This window comes from Pseudomonas sp. LBUM920, assembly GCF_003852315.1.
GTDB lineage: Bacteria > Pseudomonadota > Gammaproteobacteria > Pseudomonadales > Pseudomonadaceae > Aquipseudomonas.
In genome coordinates this window covers 976,190-995,958 of sequence record NZ_CP027762.1, presented here as the reverse complement: position 1 = coordinate 995,958, position 19,769 = coordinate 976,190, and the positions used below count along the sequence as shown (strand labels likewise).

18 protein-coding genes are annotated in these 19,769 nt (G+C 58.6%); 6 read left to right on the top strand and 12 right to left on the bottom strand.

Annotated features, from left to right (window positions below; genetic code table 11):
- Positions 1-51: 51 nt before the first annotated feature.
- From C4J83_RS04430 to rplM, 5 genes are all read right to left on the bottom strand, one after another.
- Positions 52-831 (bottom strand): cytochrome c1, encoded by a 780-nt coding sequence (locus C4J83_RS04430; RefSeq protein ID WP_106578650.1) that lies wholly within the window; start codon positions 829-831, stop codon positions 52-54.
- Complete coding sequence (locus C4J83_RS04425; protein ID WP_106578649.1) at positions 831-2,042, bottom strand: cytochrome b; 1,212 nt, start codon at positions 2,040-2,042, stop codon at positions 831-833. Before C4J83_RS04425 ends, C4J83_RS04430 begins: the two co-directional genes overlap by 1 nt.
- Positions 2,042-2,638, bottom strand: coding sequence for a ubiquinol-cytochrome c reductase iron-sulfur subunit (gene petA / locus C4J83_RS04420; RefSeq protein WP_003216040.1), 597 nt, complete (start codon positions 2,636-2,638; stop codon positions 2,042-2,044). The genes C4J83_RS04425 and petA overlap by 1 nt, the downstream gene beginning before the upstream one ends.
- A 265-nt stretch (positions 2,639-2,903) precedes the next feature.
- Positions 2,904-3,296 carry a 30S ribosomal protein S9 gene (gene rpsI, locus C4J83_RS04415; RefSeq protein WP_003171743.1) on the bottom strand — a complete coding sequence of 131 codons (393 nt, stop codon included), beginning with the start codon at positions 3,294-3,296 and terminating at the stop codon, positions 2,904-2,906.
- Positions 3,297-3,310: 14 nt separating this feature from the next.
- Entirely contained in the window at positions 3,311-3,739 is a 429-nt protein-coding gene (gene rplM / locus C4J83_RS04410) for a 50S ribosomal protein L13 (RefSeq protein WP_003171742.1), read from the bottom strand.
- Between the two features lie 248 nt (positions 3,740-3,987).
- Here rplM and C4J83_RS04405 point away from each other — a divergent pair, with 248 nt between their 5' ends.
- The gene (locus tag C4J83_RS04405; RefSeq protein ID WP_124416430.1) at positions 3,988-5,028 is read left to right on the top strand and encodes an NADP(H)-dependent aldo-keto reductase; all 1,041 of its coding nucleotides are present in this window, start codon (positions 3,988-3,990) and stop codon (positions 5,026-5,028) included.
- A gap of 162 nt (positions 5,029-5,190) precedes the next feature.
- On the opposite strand, the gene C4J83_RS04400 is transcribed toward C4J83_RS04405, so the two are convergent.
- Positions 5,191-6,327: an acyl-CoA dehydrogenase family protein gene (locus C4J83_RS04400; protein ID WP_124416429.1), complete on the bottom strand. Its 1,137-nt coding sequence runs from the start codon at positions 6,325-6,327 to the stop codon at positions 5,191-5,193.
- Between the two features lie 244 nt (positions 6,328-6,571).
- Between C4J83_RS04400 and C4J83_RS04395 the strand changes: the two genes are divergently transcribed.
- Complete coding sequence (locus C4J83_RS04395; RefSeq protein WP_177410109.1) at positions 6,572-7,468, top strand: GlxA family transcriptional regulator; 897 nt, start codon at positions 6,572-6,574, stop codon at positions 7,466-7,468.
- 130 nt (positions 7,469-7,598) lie between these two features.
- On the opposite strand, the gene zapE is transcribed toward C4J83_RS04395, so the two are convergent.
- From zapE to C4J83_RS04380, 3 genes are all read right to left on the bottom strand, one after another.
- A complete protein-coding gene (gene zapE, locus C4J83_RS04390; protein ID WP_106578645.1) occupies positions 7,599-8,693 on the bottom strand; it encodes a cell division protein ZapE in 1,095 nt (364 codons plus the stop codon).
- A 79-nt stretch (positions 8,694-8,772) separates the two neighbouring features.
- On the bottom strand, positions 8,773-10,128 hold the full coding sequence (locus tag C4J83_RS04385; protein WP_124416428.1) for a tryptophan--tRNA ligase: 1,356 nt from the start codon (positions 10,126-10,128) through the stop codon (positions 8,773-8,775).
- Positions 10,129-10,152: 24 nt separating this feature from the next.
- Entirely contained in the window at positions 10,153-10,782 is a 630-nt protein-coding gene (locus C4J83_RS04380) for an alpha/beta hydrolase (protein ID WP_106578643.1), read from the bottom strand.
- Positions 10,783-10,929: 147 nt separating this feature from the next.
- On the opposite strand from C4J83_RS04380, the gene C4J83_RS04375 reads away from it, so the two are divergent.
- On the top strand, positions 10,930-11,367 hold the full coding sequence (locus tag C4J83_RS04375; protein ID WP_124416427.1) for a Z-ring associated ZapG family protein: 438 nt from the start codon (positions 10,930-10,932) through the stop codon (positions 11,365-11,367).
- A gap of 191 nt (positions 11,368-11,558) precedes the next feature.
- On the opposite strand, the gene C4J83_RS04370 is transcribed toward C4J83_RS04375, so the two are convergent.
- From C4J83_RS04370 to C4J83_RS04360, 3 genes are all read right to left on the bottom strand, one after another.
- Entirely contained in the window at positions 11,559-13,283 is a 1,725-nt protein-coding gene (locus C4J83_RS04370) for an ABC transporter ATP-binding protein/permease (protein WP_124416426.1), read from the bottom strand.
- Between the two features lie 99 nt (positions 13,284-13,382).
- Complete coding sequence (locus tag C4J83_RS04365) at positions 13,383-13,943, bottom strand: response regulator transcription factor (protein ID WP_003171731.1); 561 nt, start codon at positions 13,941-13,943, stop codon at positions 13,383-13,385.
- Positions 13,936-15,198 (bottom strand): ATP-binding protein, encoded by a 1,263-nt coding sequence (locus tag C4J83_RS04360; protein WP_106578640.1) that lies wholly within the window; start codon positions 15,196-15,198, stop codon positions 13,936-13,938. The genes C4J83_RS04365 and C4J83_RS04360 overlap by 8 nt, the downstream gene beginning before the upstream one ends.
- A gap of 218 nt (positions 15,199-15,416) precedes the next feature.
- Here C4J83_RS04360 and C4J83_RS04355 point away from each other — a divergent pair, with 218 nt between their 5' ends.
- From C4J83_RS04355 to C4J83_RS04345, 3 genes are all read left to right on the top strand, one after another.
- Positions 15,417-16,133: an SIMPL domain-containing protein gene (locus tag C4J83_RS04355; protein ID WP_124416425.1), complete on the top strand. Its 717-nt coding sequence runs from the start codon at positions 15,417-15,419 to the stop codon at positions 16,131-16,133.
- Positions 16,134-16,223: 90 nt separating this feature from the next.
- Positions 16,224-17,825, top strand: a complete 1,602-nt coding sequence (locus C4J83_RS04350) for an ABC transporter substrate-binding protein (RefSeq protein WP_124416424.1) — start codon at positions 16,224-16,226, stop codon at positions 17,823-17,825.
- A 258-nt stretch (positions 17,826-18,083) separates the two neighbouring features.
- Entirely contained in the window at positions 18,084-19,712 is a 1,629-nt protein-coding gene (locus C4J83_RS04345) for an ABC transporter substrate-binding protein (protein ID WP_106578637.1), read from the top strand.
- Positions 19,713-19,769 lie beyond the last annotated feature (57 nt).

The following is a 19,769-nucleotide window of genomic DNA, read 5'->3' as shown; positions in this document are numbered from 1 at the left end:
TCAGAGATGCCGCTGGGCGCGCAAGATTAACAGCAATTGCTTACGGTTGGATCAATGCACATCCTTCCAGTATTCGCGTTTAAGCAGATAGGCGAATACGAAGAAGAAGGCCAGGTACAGCAATACATAGGTACCGATGCGCTGATGTTGCAGTTTGACCGGGTTGGCCGAGTAGGCCAGGAAGGTCACCAGATTCTTGACCTTCTCGTCAAACTGCTCTTCGTTCAGCGTACCGGTCTTGGGCACTATGGTCAGTTGATCACACGCTTCATGCGTCAGAGGCGTGCCGGTCAACGGATCATATTGCTTCTTGCCGTCTTCAACGACCTGAACCTGCTTGCATCCTACCACTTGGCGACCCTGCAGGCCGACCAGAACGTTAGGCATACCGACGTTCGGGAAGACTTTGTTGTTCACACCCCAAGGGCGCGTCGGGTCTTCGTAGAAGGATTTAAGGTAGCCGTACAGCCAATCGGTACCCCGCACGCGCGCCACCAGGGTCAGGTCAGGCGGTGCGGCACCGAACCAGGCCTTGGCGTCGGCAGGCTGCATGCCGATGTTCATGTGGTCGCCAATCTTGGCGCCGGTGAACACCAGTTTCTCCAGCATCAGCTCATGCGGGATACCGAGGTCATCGGCAACCCGCTCATAGCGCTGGAACTTGGCACTGTGGCAGCCCATGCAGTAGTTGGCGAAGGTACGCGCACCATCTTGCATTGCAGCTTTGTCAGAGACGTCGATATCGACTTTTTCCAGTTCCGGGCCATGCTCGGCCGCGAAGGACAGTAGCGGCAGTGCCGCAAGCATCAAAGCAACGAATAACTTTTTCATCAGCCAGTCACCCTTTCCGGAACCGGTTTGGTCTTCTCGAGCCGGGTGTAGAACGGCATCAGAATGAAGTAGGCGAAGTACAGGAAGGTGCAGACCTGCGACAGCAACGTCAGCGAAGGCGTCGGTGCCTGGACGCCGGTCCAGCCCAGCAGCATGAAGGCGATGCAGAACACCACCAGCCAGATTCGGCTCAACCATCCTTTGTAGCGCATCGACTTGACCGGGCTGCGGTCAAGCCACGGCAGGACGAACAACAGCGCAATCGACGCACCCATGGCAACAACGCCCATGAGCTTGTCTGGAATCGCCCGCAAGATCGCGTAGAACGGCGTGAAGTACCAGACCGGTGCAATGTGCTCAGGCGTCTTGAAGGCGTTGGCCTGTTCGAAGTTAGGCTTCTCGAGGAAATACCCGCCCATCTCCGGGAAAAAGAACACGATCGAGCAGAAGATGAACAAGAACACCACCACGCCGACAATGTCTTTGACGGTGTAGTACGGGTGGAACGGAATGCCGTCCAGCGGGATGCCGTTTTCGTCTTTATGCTTCTTGATGTCGACGCCATCGGGGTTGTTCGACCCCACTTCGTGCAGCGCCAGGATATGCAGCACCACCAGGCCCAGAATCACGATCGGCAGGGCCACAACGTGCAAGGCGAAGAAGCGGTTCAAGGTGATGCCGGAGATCAGGTAGTCACCACGAATCCACTGGGTCAGGTCGTTGCCGATGACCGGGATCGCGCCGAACAGCGAGATAATCACCTGAGCGCCCCAGTACGACATCTGACCCCATGGCAGCAGGTAACCCATGAAGGCCTCGGCCATCAGCGCCAGATAGATCAGCATGCCAAACACCCACACCAGCTCGCGGGGTTTTTGGTATGACCCGTAGAGCAAGCCACGGAACATGTGCATGTAGACCACGATGAAGAACGCCGAGGCGCCGGTGGAGTGAAGCAAGCGCAGGATCGAGCCGTACTCGACGTCGCGCATGATCCCTTCAACGGACGCAAAGGCCTCTTCAGCCGAGGGTGTGTAGCTCATCGTCAGCCAGACGCCGGTGACGAGTTGGTTGACCAGCACCAACAGTGCCAGGGAGCCGAAGAAGTAGAAGAAGTTGAAGTTTTTTGGTGCGTAATATTTGCTGAGATGGTCTTCCCACATTTTGGTAGCGGGGAAGCGCGCATCCACCCAATCCATGAACTTGCTCATCAGGCTTTCTCCCCCTCGTCGACGCCAATGACAATGACACTGTCAGTCTCGTAGTGATGTGGCGGAACTGGCAGGTTCAGTGGTGCGGGTTGTGACTTGTAGACGCGGCCGGCCAGGTCGTAGTGAGAGCCATGGCAAGGGCAGAAGTAACCACCCACCCAGTCTTTGCCCAGGTCGGCAGGAGCAACTTCAGGGCGGAAGGTAGGCGAGCAGCCGAGGTGGGTGCAGATACCGATCAGCAGTAGAATCTCTGGCTTGATCGAACGGATTTCCTTATCGACGTAGGCGGGTTGGTCGGAATTCTTCGAGTCGGGATCAGACAGCTGACCTTCGATTTTTTTCAGATTCCCCAGGATTTCCTCAGTACGACGAACGATGAAGACCGGCTGACCGCGCCACTCAGCAATCATCTGCTGGCCTGGGTCGATCTTGCTGACATTCACCTTCACCGGTGCACCTGCGGCTTTCGCCTTGGCACTGGGAAACCATGACCCCACGAACGGGACCGCAGCCCCCACCGCTCCTGCAGCACCCACCACGGATGTGGCTGCTACCAAGAAGCGACGCCGGCCTGCATTCACGCCGTCATTGCTCATTCAGTCCTCTCCCATCAGCTTTTTGGCCTGTTAAATCAGGCGTCTACTAAGTGTTGAATCTTTACTTATAAAAATTTTGCCGAATGGTAATGAAAAGCCCCACGTATGACAAGGGAATTGCCCGGGGCTCCCTCTCCAGGCCTTGTAGTATAGGGGGTCTACGGATGTGGCAAGTTGTCACGGCGAAATTTGTGCATAAATCGCAGGCAATAAAAAACGCCCAGCTCCGTGAGGAGTTGGGCGTTTTTGTGGAACGTAAAGCGAATTAACGCTTCGAGTACTGCGGACGCTTACGCGCTTTACGCAGACCGACTTTCTTACGTTCAACTTCACGAGCATCGCGAGTTACGAAGCCAGCTTTGCGCAGTGCGCCACGCAGGGTTTCGTCGTACTGCATCAGAGCGCGAGTGATACCGTGGCGGATTGCGCCAGCTTGACCACTTACACCGCCACCGATAACGGTGACGTAGATGTCGAACTTTTCAACAGTCTCGGTCAGTTCCAGCGGCTGACGAACTACCATGCGGGCAGTTTCGCGACCGAAGAAGTTGTCCAGAGTGCGGTTGTTGATCGAGATGTTACCAGTGCCCGGACGCAGGAAAACGCGTGCGGTTGCGGTTTTGCGACGGCCAGTGCCGTAATTTTGAGTCGCCGACATAATGAACTATTCCGTTAAAACTTCAGTTCTTGGGGCTGCTGAGCAGCATGAGGGTGTACAGCGCCCGCATAGACTTTCAGCTTGCGAAACATATCGCGACCCAGTGGGCCCTTCGGCAGCATGCCTTTGACCGCGATTTCGATCGGTGCTTCAGGCTTCTTGGAAATCAGGCCTTCAAAGTTCGAAGACTTGATACCGCCTGGGAAACCGGAGTGACGGTAGTACATTTTGTCTTGCGCTTTGTTGCCGGTAACACGTACCTGCTCAGCGTTGATGATCACGATGTAGTCACCGGTGTCAACGTGAGGGGTGTACTCAGGCTTGTGCTTGCCACGCAGACGGCTGGCGACTTCAGTGGCCAGACGACCCAGGGTCTGACCAGCGGCGTCGACGACAAACCAGTCGCGCTGAACTGTTTCCGGTTTTGCAGTAAAAGTTGTCATTCTTTAATAGCCTCAGGGGCCGCCCTGTAAATTAGACGGCGGATCTTACTGAATAGTGCGTACTTTGACAAGTCAAAGGCAGCCGGATACAGACGCTATCGGGGGCTCGGGTCGGCGCGTCCGTTCAACGGCAAGATTCTTCGGCAGGCGGCGCATCACTTCCACTGCAGAAAGAGGTGGGCAATTATGCAGATTGCGAAAAAAAATTCAACCTGCTTTTATGATTGTTTTCCCCGAAGGAGTACCCGATGGATTATCGACAGCTGGGCCGAACCGATCTGAACGTAAGCGCGATAGCCTTGGGCACCATGACCTGGGGTGAGCAGAACAGCGAGGCAGAGGCCTTCGCGCAGATCGAACGGGCCAAGGCCGCGGGGATCAACTTCCTCGACACGGCGGAAATGTACCCGGTGCCGCCCAAGGCCGACACCTATGCCACCACCGAGCGTTACATCGGTAATTACTTCAAAAGCCGCGGCGACCGTGCCGACTGGATCCTCGCCAGCAAGATCGCCGGCCCCGGCAACACCATCGACTACATCCGCGATGGCCACCTGCGCCACAACCGCAAGCACATTGTCGAAGCACTGGACGCCAGCCTCAAGCGCCTGCAAACCGACTGGATCGACCTCTACCAGCTGCACTGGCCGGAACGCAGCACCAACTTCTTCGGCCAACTGAGCTACAAGCACAAGGACGAAGACGACCTCACCCCGCTGGAAGAAACCCTCGAAGCACTGGACGAGCAGGTAAAAGCCGGCAAGATCCGCCACATCGGCCTGTCCAACGAAACCCCATGGGGCACCATGAAGTTCCTCGCCCTGGCCGAGGCCCGCGGCTGGACCCGCGCGGTGTCGATCCAGAACCCTTACAACCTGCTCAACCGCAGCTTTGAAGTGGGCCTGGCGGAAGTGGCGATTCGTGAACAGTGCGGGCTGCTGGCGTATTCGCCCCTGGCGTTCGGCATGCTCAGCGGAAAGTACGAGAACGGCGCACGCCCGGCCAAGGCACGCCTGACCGAATACAGCCGTTTCAGTCGCTACTTCAACCCGCAGTCCGAAGCCGCGTGCAGCCGTTATGTGGCGCTGGCGCGTGAACACGACCTGGACCCAGCGCAAATGGCCTTGGCGTTCGTGACGCAACAGCCGTTTGTGACCAGCAACATCATTGGCGCGACGTCTTTGGAGCAACTGGATAGCAACATTGCCAGCGCTGACCTGACGCTGTCCAAAGAGGTATTGGAAGGGATCGAAGCGATTCAGAAGGATCATCCGAACCCTGCGCCTTGATTGATCCCTTGTGGCGAGGGGGCTTGCCCCCGTTGGGCTGCGCAGCGGCCCCAAGCAAGACCGCCTGATTCTTTCAGTAAGATTGAGGTGTGAGGTTTGGGGCTGCTGCGCAGCCCAACGCGGGGCAAGCCCGCTCGCCACAACAGCCCTTACCCCCCAGTATCAAAGCGCTCGCGCAATAATCTCCTTCATGATTTCGTTAGTCCCCGCATAAATCCGCTGCACCCGCGCATCCGCCCAGGCCCGTGCGATCGGGTATTCCCACATGAAGCCGTAGCCGCCGTGCAACTGCACACACTCGTCGAGCACCTTGCATTGCAGGTCCGTGGCCCAGTACTTGGCCATCGCTGCGGTAGGCACGTCGAGCTTGCCTTCCAGGTGCAACGCCATGCACTGGTCGACAAACACGCGACCGATCTGAATCTCCGTCGCCATCTCCGCCAACTTGAACCGAGTGTTCTGGAAATCGGCAATCGCCTTGCCGAACGCCTTGCGCTCGCGCGTGTATTCCAAGGTCCATTGCAGCGCCGCCTCCGCCGATGAGAGCGCACCAATCGCCACGGTCAAACGCTCCTGCGGCAACTCCTGCATCAAATAGGCGAAGCCCATGCCCGCCTGCCCCAGCAGGTTGCCCTTGGGCACGCGCACGTCCTGGAAAAACAGCTCCGAGGTGTCCTGGGCCTTCATGCCTACCTTCTCCAGGCGCTTGCCCTTGTCGAACCCCGGCGTGTCGGCTTCCACCACAAACAGGCTGGTGCCCTTGGCGCCGGCCTTGGGATCGGTCTTGGCCACGACGATCACCAGCTCGGCGAGAAAGCCATTGGTGATGAAGGTCTTTGAGCCATTGATCACGTACTCATCGCCGTCCAGCACCGCAGTGGTCTTCACGCCCTGCAAGTCGGAACCCGCCCCTGGCTCGGTCATGGCGATGGCCGTCACCATTTCACCGCAAATCAATTTGGGCAGGTATTTCTGTTTCAGCGCCTCACTGCCGTAATGCAGGAGGTACGGCGCGACGATGTCTGAATGCAGCGAGAAACCGATGCCCGTCAAACCGAGGCGGCTGACCTCTTCGATCACCACCGCGCTGTAGAGAAAGTCGGCGCCCAGGCCGCCATACGCTTCCGGCAAATGGGAGCAGAGCATCCCCGCCTCCCCCGCCTTGCTCCACAACGCACGGTCGATATAGCCCTGTTTCTCCCATTGCCCATGGAACGGCGCGGCGTGTTTTTCAAGGAAGGTGCGCACGCTCTCGCGAAAGAGCTCGTGCTCCGAGCTGAACAAGGTTCTGGGGATCATGGGTCACCTGCGTGGATTGTCGGACAAAGACCAGACCACAGAGCCTATGCCGCGAAGCCGTCACGGGACACTGGACACATGCGACAAAAAATAAGACGATCCAGCCGTCTGGTGACCACTTTCCCCTATAAGAATAAATGAAATTATGTCTAACCAAATCTCCACGCCCCTGCGGCGCGTCAGCATTTTGGCCATTGATCGGGTATTCGCTTCCACCCTCATGCAAGCCAAGGATTTCTTCCATCTGGCCAGCCTGCGTTATGGCAAACAACAAGGCCTGGGCCTGACCCCGGCGTTTGAAACGCGTCTGGTCAGCCCCGACGGGCAATCGGTGCGCAGCTTCAGTGATGTGATCATGCCGGTGGACGGCGGCCTGGAAGACGCCGACATCATCGTGCTACCGGCCTTCTGGGACGACTTCGACGCGCTGTGCACCCGCTACCCGCAAGTGCTGCCCTGGCTGCGCCAGCAACACGCCCGCGGCGCTGTACTCTGCGGTGAGGCCACCGGTGTGTTCTGGCTGGCCGAGGCCGGATTGCTGGATGGCAAGGAAGCGACCACTTACTGGCGTTTCTTCAATGCCTTCAGCGAACGCTTCCCCAAGGTGCAGCTCAACCAGGACAAGCACCTGACCGACGCCGACAACGTGTATTGCGCCGGCGGCACCACCTCGGCGTGCGACCTTTATATCTACCTGATCGAACGCTTCTGCGGCGCTAACATCGCCCAGGCCGTGGCCCGCGACATCCTCTACGAAGTGCAACGCAGCTACGCACCGGGCCGCATTGGTTTTGGTGGGCAGAAGCTGCACCAGGACGTGATCATCCTGCAGATCCAGCACTGGCTCGAAGAGCACTTTGCCGACAAGTTCCGCTTCGAAGACGTCGCTCGGGAACACGGCATGAGCATCCGTAACTTCATGCGCCGTTTCCAGACCGCTACCGGCGACAAGCCGCTGCATTACCTGCAACGCCTGCGCATCGAGACCGCCAAAGGCTTGCTCTCGGGCAGCCGCAAAAGCATCAAGACCATCAGCTATGAGGTGGGTTACGACGATGCGAGTTTCTTTGCGCGGCTGTTCCGCCAGCACACCGAGCTGTCGCCGAACCAATACCGGCAGCAGTTCCAGCAAGCCGCCTAACCCAGATTAAACGCGGTAAAAAATGTGGGAGCGGGCTTGCTCGCGAAGGCGGTGTGTCAGTCAACACTTCCAGTGACTGGCACTCCGTCTTCGCGAGCAAGCCCGCTCCCACATTTGAAATACTTCGTTCTTAGGGTTTGTGCCCGCGCGACAGGAACTCGTGGGACTGCATTTCCAGCAAGCGGCTCAGCGTGCGCTGGAATTCGAAGTTCAAGCGACCGCCCGTATAGAGGTCCTTGAGCTCGACTTCGGCCGAGATGATCAGCTTGACGTTGCGGTCGTAGAACTCGTCGACCATGTTGATAAACCGGCGCGCGATGTCGTCAGTGGTGACGCTCATCTGTTCCACGCCGCTCAGGATCACCGCGTGGAAAATCTTGCCCAGTTCGATGTAGTCGTTCTGACTGCGTGGGCCGTCGCACAGCTGGCGGAACTCGAACCAGGCCACGTCATCGCAGGTGCGCAGCGCGATGATTTCGCGGTTCTCGATCATCAGCTTGTCGTTTTCGACCGCCTTGGTGCATTCCGGCGTGAGCGCGCGGAAGCTTTTTTTCAGGCTGTCGAGCGCGGCATCGTTCAGCGGGTAGTGGTAAAGCTCCGCTTGCTCAAGGTGACGCAGGCGATAGTCGACGCCGCTGTCAACGTTGACGATCTCGGTGTTCTGCTTGATCAGCGCGATGGCCGGCAGGAAGCGCGCGCGTTGCAGGCCGTCCTTGTACAAGCCGTCGGGCACGATGTTCGAGGTCGCAACCAGGGTCACGCCGTTCTTGAACAGCTCTTCCATCAGGGTGCCGAGGATCATGGCATCGGTGATGTCGGAGACGAAGAATTCGTCGAAACAAATCACCCGCGCCTCATCGGAGAAACGCTTGGCGATGATGGTCAGCGGGTTTTTCTCGCCCGGCAGCGTCTTCATTTCTTCGTGCACGCGCTTCATGAAGCGGTGGAAGTGCGTACGCACCTTTTCCTTGAACGGCAGCGCTTCGAAGAAGGTGTCGACCAGGTAAGTCTTGCCGCGGCCCACGCCACCCCAGAAGTACAAGCCTTTGACCGGCGTATGGTCTTTCTTGCCAAACAGCTTGCTGAACATCCCTGGCTTGTTTTGCGAGGCCGCGACCAGGTCGTCGTACAGGCGCTGCAAATGACGCACCGCATTTTCCTGCGCGGCGTCATGGAAGAATTCAGGGCGTTTCAGATCAGCTTGATATCGTTCTAGGGGCGTCATAATTTCGTTAGCAAGGCAACAAAAACGGGCCGTCACTGTAACGACGGCCCTGGATAATGGCAATCAACCCTTGGTCGGGTTAATCCTCGGTTGGGGTCAACGCAACGCGCAACGCGGCGATGGCTGCATCGCGCGACGTTTCGTCGGCGAACGCGGCACTGTCGGCCACCACCGCGCCTTCCAGCCATACGCTGAAACTCAGGGCCTCAGTGCGTACATCCAGCGCGTCACCGTTTTGCAGTTGCTTGGTCACAGCACCGGCCGCTTTGCCATCGGCAAAATTGCGCGACAGCAGCAGTTGCTCGCCGTCGGCCGATAGCAGGCGGAAGCGGAAGCTGCCGTCGTCTTCGCGAAAGCTCACAAAGCGCGCGGCTTTGGCGGCTTTCTTCTTGGCAGCCACCGGCGCGGCGGCCTGATTGACGAACGAGCGCAAGCCAACCGCCTCACGCAGCTCGGCCAGGAATGGCGCCGCCACCGCACGGGCTTTTTTCGCGCCGATCAGCAACAGGTCTTCCATGTCCGAGGGGCGCGACATCAGGTGGTGATAACGCTCGCGCGCCTCACCCAGTTGGCCGTCGAGCAGTTGGAACAGACGGTTCTTCGCCTCGCCCCAGCCCAGGCCTTGCAGCAGTTCGGCACGGAACTCTTCTTCCTGGGCCTTGGTTGCAAACGCCTGGAACAGGGTGAACAAGTGCGAATTGTTCGGGTCCTTGGCTTCGCCAGGCGCGCGCGAGTCGGTGACGATCCGCGAGATCGCATCCTTCATGTCCTTGGCGCTGGTGAACAACGGGATGGTGTTGTCGTAGCTTTTGGACATCTTGCGGCCATCCAGGCCAGGCAAGGTGGCAACGCTTTCTTCGATCAACGCCTCGGGCATGGTGAAGAATTCTTTACCGTTGCCAAACAGGTGATTGAAGCGCTGGCCGATGTCGCGGGCCATTTCTACGTGCTGGATCTGGTCGCGGCCGACCGGCACCTTGTGCGCGTTGAACATCAGGATGTCCGCCGCCATCAGCACCGGGTAGCTGTACAAGCCCATGGTGATGCCCGCGTCCGGGTCTTCGCCGGTTTCCACGTTTTTATCCACCGAGGCCTTGTAGGCGTGGGCGCGGTTGAGCAGGCCCTTGGCGGCGACGCAGGTCAGCAGCCAGGTCAGTTCAGGAATTTCCGGGATGTCGGACTGGCGATAGAACGTCACCCGGTTCACATCCAGGCCACCGGCCAGCCAGGTCGCGGCAATTTCCATGCGCGAGCGCTGGATGCGCTGCGGGTCATCGCATTTGATCAGGGCGTGGTAGTCGGCCAAGAAGTAGAAGGAATCGGCATTGGCATCCTGGCTGGCGAGGATCGCCGGGCGGATCGCACCGGCGTAGTTGCCCAGGTGCGGCGTGCCGGTGGTGGTAATGCCGGTGAGGATACGGGTACGAGTCGTCATGGGTAATCGCTTATCAGACTGCTATCAATTCGAGAGACGCGGCAGCACCAGATCCTTGAGATCGGTCAGCTTGCCATGAAAAAAGTGTCCGCATTCTGCCACTTTCAGCAGCTCATGGGGGCGTTTCAGGGCGGCGGACCAGTCGTAGACCAGTTGCGGGTCGACCACTTCATCGGTTTGCGGCTGGATCAAAGTCAATGGGCAGCCTTGGGGCAGCACGTCGGTGTCGCGCAAGCGCATCACGGCGGCGGCCACCATGAACAGGTGCGCCAGCTTTTCACCCTTGGCTTCCAGACGGCCGCCGAGGCTGGCAGCCACGTAGCCACCGAAGGAAAACCCGAGCAACGTGATCGGCAGGTCGGGGTGTTTTTCCCGCAGCCAGGTCGCGGCCGCTTCGGCGTCGTCCACCTCACCGGTGGCCATGTCGTGGGTACCGGCGCTGGCACCGACGCCACGGTAATTGAAACGTAAAGTAATCAAACCGGCATCGCGAGCGGTGCGTTGCAGGGTCGAGACAACTTTATTGAGCATGGTCCCGCCCTGCACCGGGTTAGGGTGGCAGATCAGCGCCAGGCCACGTGGCTCGGGGTGATCCAGGTACAGGGCTTCCAATTGGCCAACCGGGCCATCGATCAAAACGGGGGTTTCACGCATGAGCAAGGAATGAACTCCGTGACCTCACAAAGGGTCGACTCGTCTAGCTAAAAGTCTGTGCATGGCATCATTGCGAGCTTAATCGCGGTATACAGCGCAGGTCCGAGCCGTTAACGTAAAGCAAAGCCGTTTATAGAGGAAGGACTCGTGGAACACTCGCTCTTAGTTTGGTTGTTGCCGACTCTCGCCTTGGTTGCCGGTGTCGCCATTGGATTCCTGGTTGCCCGCCTGCTGCCAAATGCCGCGCCTAACCGCACGCAGCGTCAGCTGGATGACATTCAGGAACGTTTTGACACTTATCAGAACGAGGTTGTTACCCACTTCAACAGCACCGCGACCCTGGTCAAGAAGCTCACCCAGAGCTACCAGGACGTACAGGATCATCTCGCCGATGGCGCTAACCGCCTGGTCCTCGACGACATCACCCGTCAGCGTCTGCTGGCCGCGCTGCATTCCGATGCACCGCAAGCGCCACGGGAGCGCCTGACGCCTCCGCGGGAAAACCAGGAGCCACCACGGGACTACGCGCCAAAAACGCCGGACGCCCCGGGCATGCTGGATGAGCATTACGGCTTGAAAAAGTAAGTCTTCTCCAAGCAACAAAAAGCCCGGCTGATCGATGATCAGCCGGGCTTTTTGTTGGGCTTCACTTTCCATGACACTGGAGATTCACTGTGGGAGCGGGCTTGCTCGCGAAGGCGGTGGGTCAGTCAGCACATCGCTAACCGACAGACCGTATTCGCGAGCAAGCCCGCTCCCACACTGACCGCACGACCTTAAGCCGGTTGCTGCTCCTGCAACAACCCACCGTCAATGCGTACATGCCGCCCATGGAAGCGCTTGAGGCTGCTGCGATGGCCGACGCTGACGATGCTCAGTCCCGGCAACTCGTCAATCAATGCTTGATACAACGTGGCCTCGTCTTCTTCATCCATCGCCGAGGTGGCTTCATCCATGTACAGCCATTGCGGCGCGAACAACAACGCACGGGCAAACGCCAGACGCTGCTGCTCACCCGGCGAGAGCATGCGTTGCCAGTGATTGGCTTCGTCCAGGCGCGCAACCAGATGCGGCAGGCGGCACGTCTCCAGGACCTGTGCATAACGTTCGGCCGGGTACGCGCTGTCGTCTTGTGGATAACTCAACACAGCCTTCAGCGTGCCGATGGGCAAGTAAGGCTTTTGCGGCAGGAACAGGTAACGCGCAGCCGGCAGGCGAATGCTGCCGTGGCCTGCGGGCCAGAGGTGGCCCATTGCGCGCAGCAGCGTACTCTTGCCGCTACCTGAGCGCCCACTGAGCATCACGCGCTGGCCCGGCTCTACAGTCATGTCGGCGTCGGTCAGCAAGTGACGACCGTCAGCCAAATCCATGCCCAGGTTTTTCACCACCAGGCGCTCGCCCTCGGGGTGCACGTCGATGGCAGGCACACGCTGCTCGTTGTCACTCATGGCCTGATGGAAGCTGAGTAGACGATCGCTGGTCGCGCGCCACGAAGCCAGCTCCGAATACGCGTTGATAAACCAGCTGAAGTTCTCTTGCACGTTGCCGAACGCCGAGTTGATTTGCATCAGCTCGCCCAGCTCGATCTTGCCGGTGAAGTAGCGTGGCGCGGCGACAATGAAGGGAAAGATGATCGCAATCTGGCTGTAGCCAGCGGTGAAAAAGGTCAGGCGCTTGGACACTTTCATGATGTCCCAGAAGTTGTGCCAGACCTTGCCAAAGCGTGCGCTCAGGCGCTGGTTCTCATTCGGCTCGCCGTTGTACAAGGCGATGCTCTCGGCGTTCTCACGCACACGCACCATGGAGAAACGCAGGTCTGCTTCGAAGCGTTGTTGTTGGTTGCTCAGGCCGATCAAACGACGGCCGATCAAGTGGGTCAGCCAGCTACCGACGCCCGCGTAGACCAATGCGCACCAGAACATATAGCCGGGAATGGTGAAGCCAAATACTTCAATGCTGCCCGACACGCCCCACAGGATGATCGAGAACGACACCAGGCTGACCACATTACGCAGCAGGCCCAGACCAAGGCTCAAAGTGCTGGAGGTGAAGTTGTTGAGGTCTTCGGAAATCCGCTGGTCCGGGTTATCGGTGTAACCGCCCTGCTCCAGCTGGTAGTAATTCTTGTTGGCAAGCCAACGAGCGAAATGCTTTTCGGTGAGCCAGGCACGCCAGCGGATCGTCAGCATCTGGGTCAGGTAAAGGCGATAGACCGCGCCGAGAATCGCTACGGCGGCGATCCCGCCGAAATAGCCGATCAACTGCCAGAAGGCGGCGGTGTCCTTCTTTTCCAGCGCGTTGTAGAAGTCTTTATACCAGTGGTTGATCCACACGGAGATCGCCACGCTGAACAGCGACAGGCCAATCACTGCAGCCAGTAACAACCAGGCCTTGCCCTTCTCTTCGCTGCGCCAATAGGGCGTGATCATCGCCCAGGTTCGGCGAAAGAAGTGCCCACGCACCGCGTCGTTGACCGCGGAGTACTCAGCGTTCTGATTCATCGTTCAGGCTCGGTAGGAAAAAGTGACAGGCGTTTGAACCGATCATAGACGATCGGTTCAGGGCTCCGTGCAGCCTGAAGCAGATTGTTCAGACTTTGTTCAGCGCCGTACCGGGCGCTTCTGCAGCTTGCGTTGCAGAGTACGCCGGTGCATGCCCAGGGCTCGGGCAGTGGCGGAGATATTGCCTTCGTGCTCGGTCAGCACACGCTGGATGTGCTCCCACTGCAGACGGTCCACCGACATCGGGTTTTCCGGCACCAGGGTGTCGAGGTCGGCATGCTCGGAGAGCAACGCGGCCAGCACGTCGTCGGCGTCCGCCGGCTTGCACAGATAATTGCAGGCACCGCGCTTGATAGCCTCGACGGCGGTGGCGATGCTCGAGTAACCGGTGAGGATCACCACGCGCATTTCGGGGTCGAGTTCCAGCAACTTGGGCAGCAGCACCAGGCCGGAGTCGCCGTCCATTTTCAGGTCGAGCGCGGCGTAGTCCGGCAAATCGGCCTGGGCGATGGTCAGGCCTTCTTCGGCCGAGCCTGCGGTGCTCACGCGAAAACCACGGCGGCTCATGGCGCGCGCCATCACGCGGGTAAAGGTGGCGTCGTCATCTACCAGCAGCAGGTGCGGCAGTTCTTCGCCTTCGACTTGGATCTCGTCACTCATCGATATCTCCTCGTGCGACACGGGGCAGGCGCAGCTCGGTGAGCGTGCCACCTTCCTCATGACTATAGAGCTTCACTGAGCCGCCCGCGCGGGTCACGCTGGCCTTGCTCAAAAACAGGCCGAGGCCGAAGCCTTTGCCCTTGGTGGTAAAGAAAGGTTTGCCGATTTGCTCGGCAATGGCCAACGGCACGCCCGCGCCGTGGTCACGAATGCTGATGGTCACGTTTTCCGCGTCCCAGTCCAACTGCACGCCCAACCCTTCAGGGCAGGCATCGGCGGCGTTGTTCAGCAGGTTGAGCAACGCCTGCGTCAGGTCTGGCGGCGGCGCCATGCGCGGCACGCTGCCCTGGCCCAGCAGGTTGAAACGGTAACTGGCTTCGGGGCGCATCAGGTGCCAGCGGTTCAGGGCTTCGTCGAGCCACTGGGTCACGTCCTGCATCTCCACCGCCAGGCGGCGATTGGCCTCGGCGGCGCGTACCAGTTGCTGCAAGGTCTGCTTGCACTGCTTGACCTGTTCCTGCAACACGCTCAGGTCGTCTTGCAGCGCCGGGTCGTGATGGTCCTGGGTCATTTCCTTGAGCAGTACGCTCATGGTCGCCAGCGGTGTGCCCAACTCATGGGCCGCGCCGGCGGCCTGGGTGGCGACGGCCAGCAACTGCTGGTCACGCAGGCCTTCTTCACGGCGAATGGCGCGCAGTTCTTCCTGACGGCGCAGCTCTTCGGCCATGCGCGCGGCGAAAAACGTGATAACCGCAGCGGACAGCGCAAAGCTCAGCCACATCCCGTAGATCTGCAGATTTTCCCGGGCGATAGGGAAGGTCTTGAGGGGGTAAAACTGCGCCAACAGCAGGGTGTACAGCGTCAGCGCGATGCCCGACAGCACCACCGAATAGCGCCATGGCAACGTCACGGCGGCAATGGTCAGCGGCACCAGGTAGTAAGAAACGAACGGGTTGGTGGAACCACCGGAGAAATAAAGCAACACACTGTGGATGAACAGGTCGCAGGCCAACTGCAGCGCGTATTCCAGCTCTGTCACCGGCCACGTGGTGCGCAGCCGAATGGCGGTGAACACACACAGCACGATGGAAAAACCCAGGGTCACGGCCAACTGCAGCCACGGCAGCGGCAGCAGGTCGAACCAATACGCGAGCCCGACGGAGCCGGCCTGTGCGGCCAGTACCAAGGTACGAATGAACGTCAGGCGCCAGAGGTTCTGGCGGGTGGCGGAAGTCAGTTTTACGGCGGCGAGCATGAGCTCTCCCGGTGAGCGCTGCAGGCGGATCGGCAGGAGTATAAACGAAGCAGACCCGCTGGCACGGCGCGTGTGGCTCTTTGACGCAGGCCGGGCAGATGACCGTTCGTCGGCACTCGGCCACTTGTAGCGAATGTGTAAACCCGAAGAACCCGATAGCACCGTCTACAGTCTTACCGAACACGGCTATCCCAACACGACCATCCCAAGGAGCTTCCATGTCTCGTTTCACTCGCAGCGCAGCTGTCCTCACTCTCAGCGCCAGCGCCCTGGCCAGCCTGCCGGCCATGGCCGCCGATGAACTGCATTACAACCAGATCTCCCTGCGTGCCGAAGTCAGCCAGGAAGTGGCTCGCGACAAGATGATCGTCACCCTTTATACCGAGTCACAAAACACCGACCCGGCCAAGCTCGCCGCCGAAATCACCACCACCCTGAACAAGGCCCTGGGCGAAGCTCGCGAAGTCAAAGGCGTGACCCTGCGCCAGGGCAGCCGCAGCAGCTACCCGATCTACGACAACAAGAACCAGAAGATCACCGGCTGGCGCGAGCGTGCCGAACTGCGCCTGGAAAGCGCGGATTTCCCGGCGCTGTCCAAGCTCACCGGCGATTTGCTGAACACCCTGAAAATGGAAAACATGGACTTCGCCATTGCCGACGCCACGCGCAAGTCCAGCGAAGATGCACTGCTTAAAGACGCGGTCGCCGCCTTCAAGGCGCGTGCGCAACTGGCCACCGATGCACTGGGCGGCAAGGGCTACAAGATCGTCAACCTGAACTTCAACACCAATGGCTACCCAATGCCTTACGCCCGCAACGGCGGGATGATGATGAAAGCGGCCATGGCGGATTCGGCACCTACCCCGCAAGTGGAAGCCGGCACCAGCCAGGTCAACATGAGCGCAGACGGCGTGATCGAAGTACAGATGCAGTGACCTCTACCTGACAAACCTGAACGGCGGTAACCTCGGTTGCCGCCGTTTTCGTTTGGGCGGCTGTATAGGCCTGCCACTTCAGGAGTTTCCATGGAAAGAACCGTTTTCAAACCGCTACTCCTGGCTGCAAGCCTGCTGGCGTTCATGCCGATGGCCCAGGCGGCCAGCACCCTGGTCTACTGCTCTGAAGCCAGCCCTGCCGGCTTCGACCCCAGTCAGTACACCAGCGGCACCGATTTTGATGCCTCCGCCGAAACCGTGTTCAACCGCTTGACCCAGTTCAAGCGTGGCGGCACCGAAGTCGAACCCGGCCTGGCAACGCGCTGGGAGGTATCCAATGACGGCCTGAGCTACACCTTCCATCTGCGCGATGGCGTCAAGTTCCACACCACCGACTACTTCACCCCTACCCGCGACTTCAACGCGGATGACGTGCTTTTTACCTTCAACCGCCTGCTGGATGCCGACAGCCCATTTCGCAAGGCTTACCCGTCCGAGTCGCCGTACTTCACCGACATGGGGTTGAACACCACGATCAAAAACGTCGAAAAACTCGACGATCACACCGTGCGTTTCAACCTGAATAATGTCGATGCTTCGTTCGTGCAGAACCTGGCCATGAGTTTTGCCTCGGTGCAGTCAGCCGAATACGCAGCCCAGCTGTTGAAAGAGGGCAAGGCTGAAGACATCAACCAGAAACCCGTCGGCACCGGGCCGTTTATGTTCAAGCGCTACCAGAAAGACTCGCAGATCCGTTACGTCGCCAATAAACAGTATTGGAAACCCGAGGATGTGAAGCTCGACAACCTGGTGTTTGCCATCACTCCGGACGCTGCTTCGCGCTTGCAGAAGCTCAAGGCCGGCGAGTGCCAGGTCAGCGGTTACCCACGCCCGGCCGATATCGAGGTGATGAAACAGGACCCTAACCTGCGCGTGCTGCAACAAGCCGGTTTCAACCTGGGCTTTCTTGCTTACAACGTGACTCACCCGCCGCTTGACCAACTCAAAGTGCGCCAGGCCCTGGATATGGCCATCGACAAACCGGCGATTATCAAGGCCGTGTACCAGAGCGCCGGGCAATTGGCGCAGAACGCATTGCCACCCGCACAGTGGTCTTATGACCCCACCATCAAGGACGCTCCCTACGACCCGACCAAGGCGCGGGCGCTACTAAAAGAAGCAGGGGTTGCACCAGGTACCACCATCAATCTTTGGGCGATGACCGTGCAGCGCGCCTCCAATCCAAACGCGCGAATGTCGGCGCAGATGATTCAGCAGGATTGGGAAAAGGTGGGTATCAAAGCCAACATAGTCAGCTACGAATGGGGCGAATACATCAAACGCGCGAAAAATGGCGAACATGACGCGATGATTTACGGCTGGACCGGGGACAACGGCGACCCGGATAACTGGCTCGGCGTGCTCTACAGTTGTGCCGCGGTCAAAGGCAGCAACTACGCCAAATGGTGTAACCCGGCCTACGACAAGCTTGTGCAGCAAGCCAAAGTCAGCAGTGACCGCGACCAGCGCATCAAGTGGTATCAACAGGCACAAAAAATCCTTAAGGAACAAGTACCTATAACGCCTATCGCAAACTCGACGGTTTTCCAGCCAATTCGAAAAGAAGTGCAGGACTTCAGGATCAGTCCTTTTGGCCTGACGCCGTTTTATGGTGTCAGTCTAGATAAGTAACAGCTGCGCCCCAACCGAGTGCGCCAGACGCCTCGGTTGGGCTTTTTTGGTGCGTCAAATGCACCGAAAAAACCCTCTATATATATGCATTTATGTACAAACTTTCATAAATGCGACATTCCTGTACGTTCGTACCACTGTTTGGCCCTCACGACGGTTCAGCATCTTGCAATGGGTATGGCCCCTGCATAAGTATCCGCAGGCCGACTCACGAGGTCGCCCTCAACACCAAAAATGACAACAAATCATGAGGCCAACATGCTTAAACACGCAGTCCTTCCGCTTTTAGTTAGCGCTGGCCTTATGGCCGCAGCCCCTTTCGCCCAAGCGGCGACTAACCTGGTGTTCTGCTCCGAAGGGAGCCCGGCCGGTTTTGACCCAGGCCAGTACACCACCGGAACAGACTTCGATGCCTCGGCCGAAACCGTGTTCAACCGCCTGAGCCAATTTGAACGTGGCGGCACCGCCGTTGTTCCTGGCCTGGCCACCAGTTGGGACGTTTCCCCGGATGGCCTGACGTATACCTTCCACCTTCGTGAAGGCGTCAAGTTCCACACCACCCCGTACTTCAAGCCGACTCGTGAATTCAATGCCGATGACGTGCTGTTCACGTTCAATCGCATGATCAACAAGGACGATCCGTTCCGTAAAGCCTATCCAACCGAGTTCCCGTACTTCTCGGACATGGAAATGGACAAGAACATCAAGAACATCGAAAAAGTTGATGACCACACCGTCAAGTTCACCCTTGGCACCGTGGACGCGGCTTTCATCCAGAACCTGGCAATGAGTTTCGCGTCGATCCAGTCGGCCGAATACGCTGCCCAGCTGTTGAAGGAAGGCAAAGCCAGCGACATCAACCAGAAGCCTATCGGCACCGGTCCGTTCGTTTTCAAGAGCTACCAGAAAGACTCCAACATCCGCTTTACCGGCAACAAGGACTACTGGAAGCCTGAAGACGTCAAGGTTGATAACCTGATCTTCTCGATCTCCACTGACGCCTCGGTACGCATTCAAAAACTCAAGAAGAATGAGTGCCAGATCACGGCCTATCCTCGCCCAGCGGACATCAAGCCACTGGAAGCGGACAAGGACATGAAGATGCCGCACCAGGCGGGTTTCAACCTGGGTTATATCGCTTACAACGTCATGCCTGTGCTTAAGGGCCAGACCACGCCGAACCCATTGGCAGACCTGCGGGTTCGCCAGGCGCTGGACATGTCGGTCAACAAGCAGCAGATCATCGACTCCGTGTATCAGGGCGCAGGCCAACTGGCCGTCAACGCCATGCCGCCGACCCAATGGTCGTATGACACCACCATCAAAGACGCCAAGTACGACCCGGCCAAAGCCAAGGAACTGCTCAAGGAGGCCGGTATCAAGGAAGGCACCGAGATCACCTTGTGGGCCATGCCGGTTCAGCGTCCGTACAACCCGAACGCCAAACTGATGGCCGAGATGCTGCAGAGCGACTGGAAACAGATCGGCCTGAAGGTCAACATCGTCAGCTACGAGTGGGGCGAGTACATCAAGCGCTCCAAAGGCGGCGAGAACCAGGCGATGATCATCGGCTGGAGCGGTGACAATGGTGACCCGGACAACTGGTTGGGTACCCTCTTTGCCTCCTCGGCCTTGAACGGTAACAACTTCTCCAAGTTCACCAACAAGCAGTATGACGACCTGATCAGTCAGGCCAAGTCGACCACTGATGTGGCCAAGCGCACCGAACTGTACAAGCAGGCGCAACAACTCCTGAAACATGAATTGCCTTACACACCTATCGCGCACTCGACGGTGTATCAACCCATGCGCAACACCGTGCAGGACTTCAAGATCAGCCCGTTTGGCTTGAACTCCTTCTACGGCGTGAGCGTAAGCGGCAAGTAAGGATTAATAACGGCGACGTTTCATAACGTCGCCGTTATTGCATCCGCCTGGACCGTA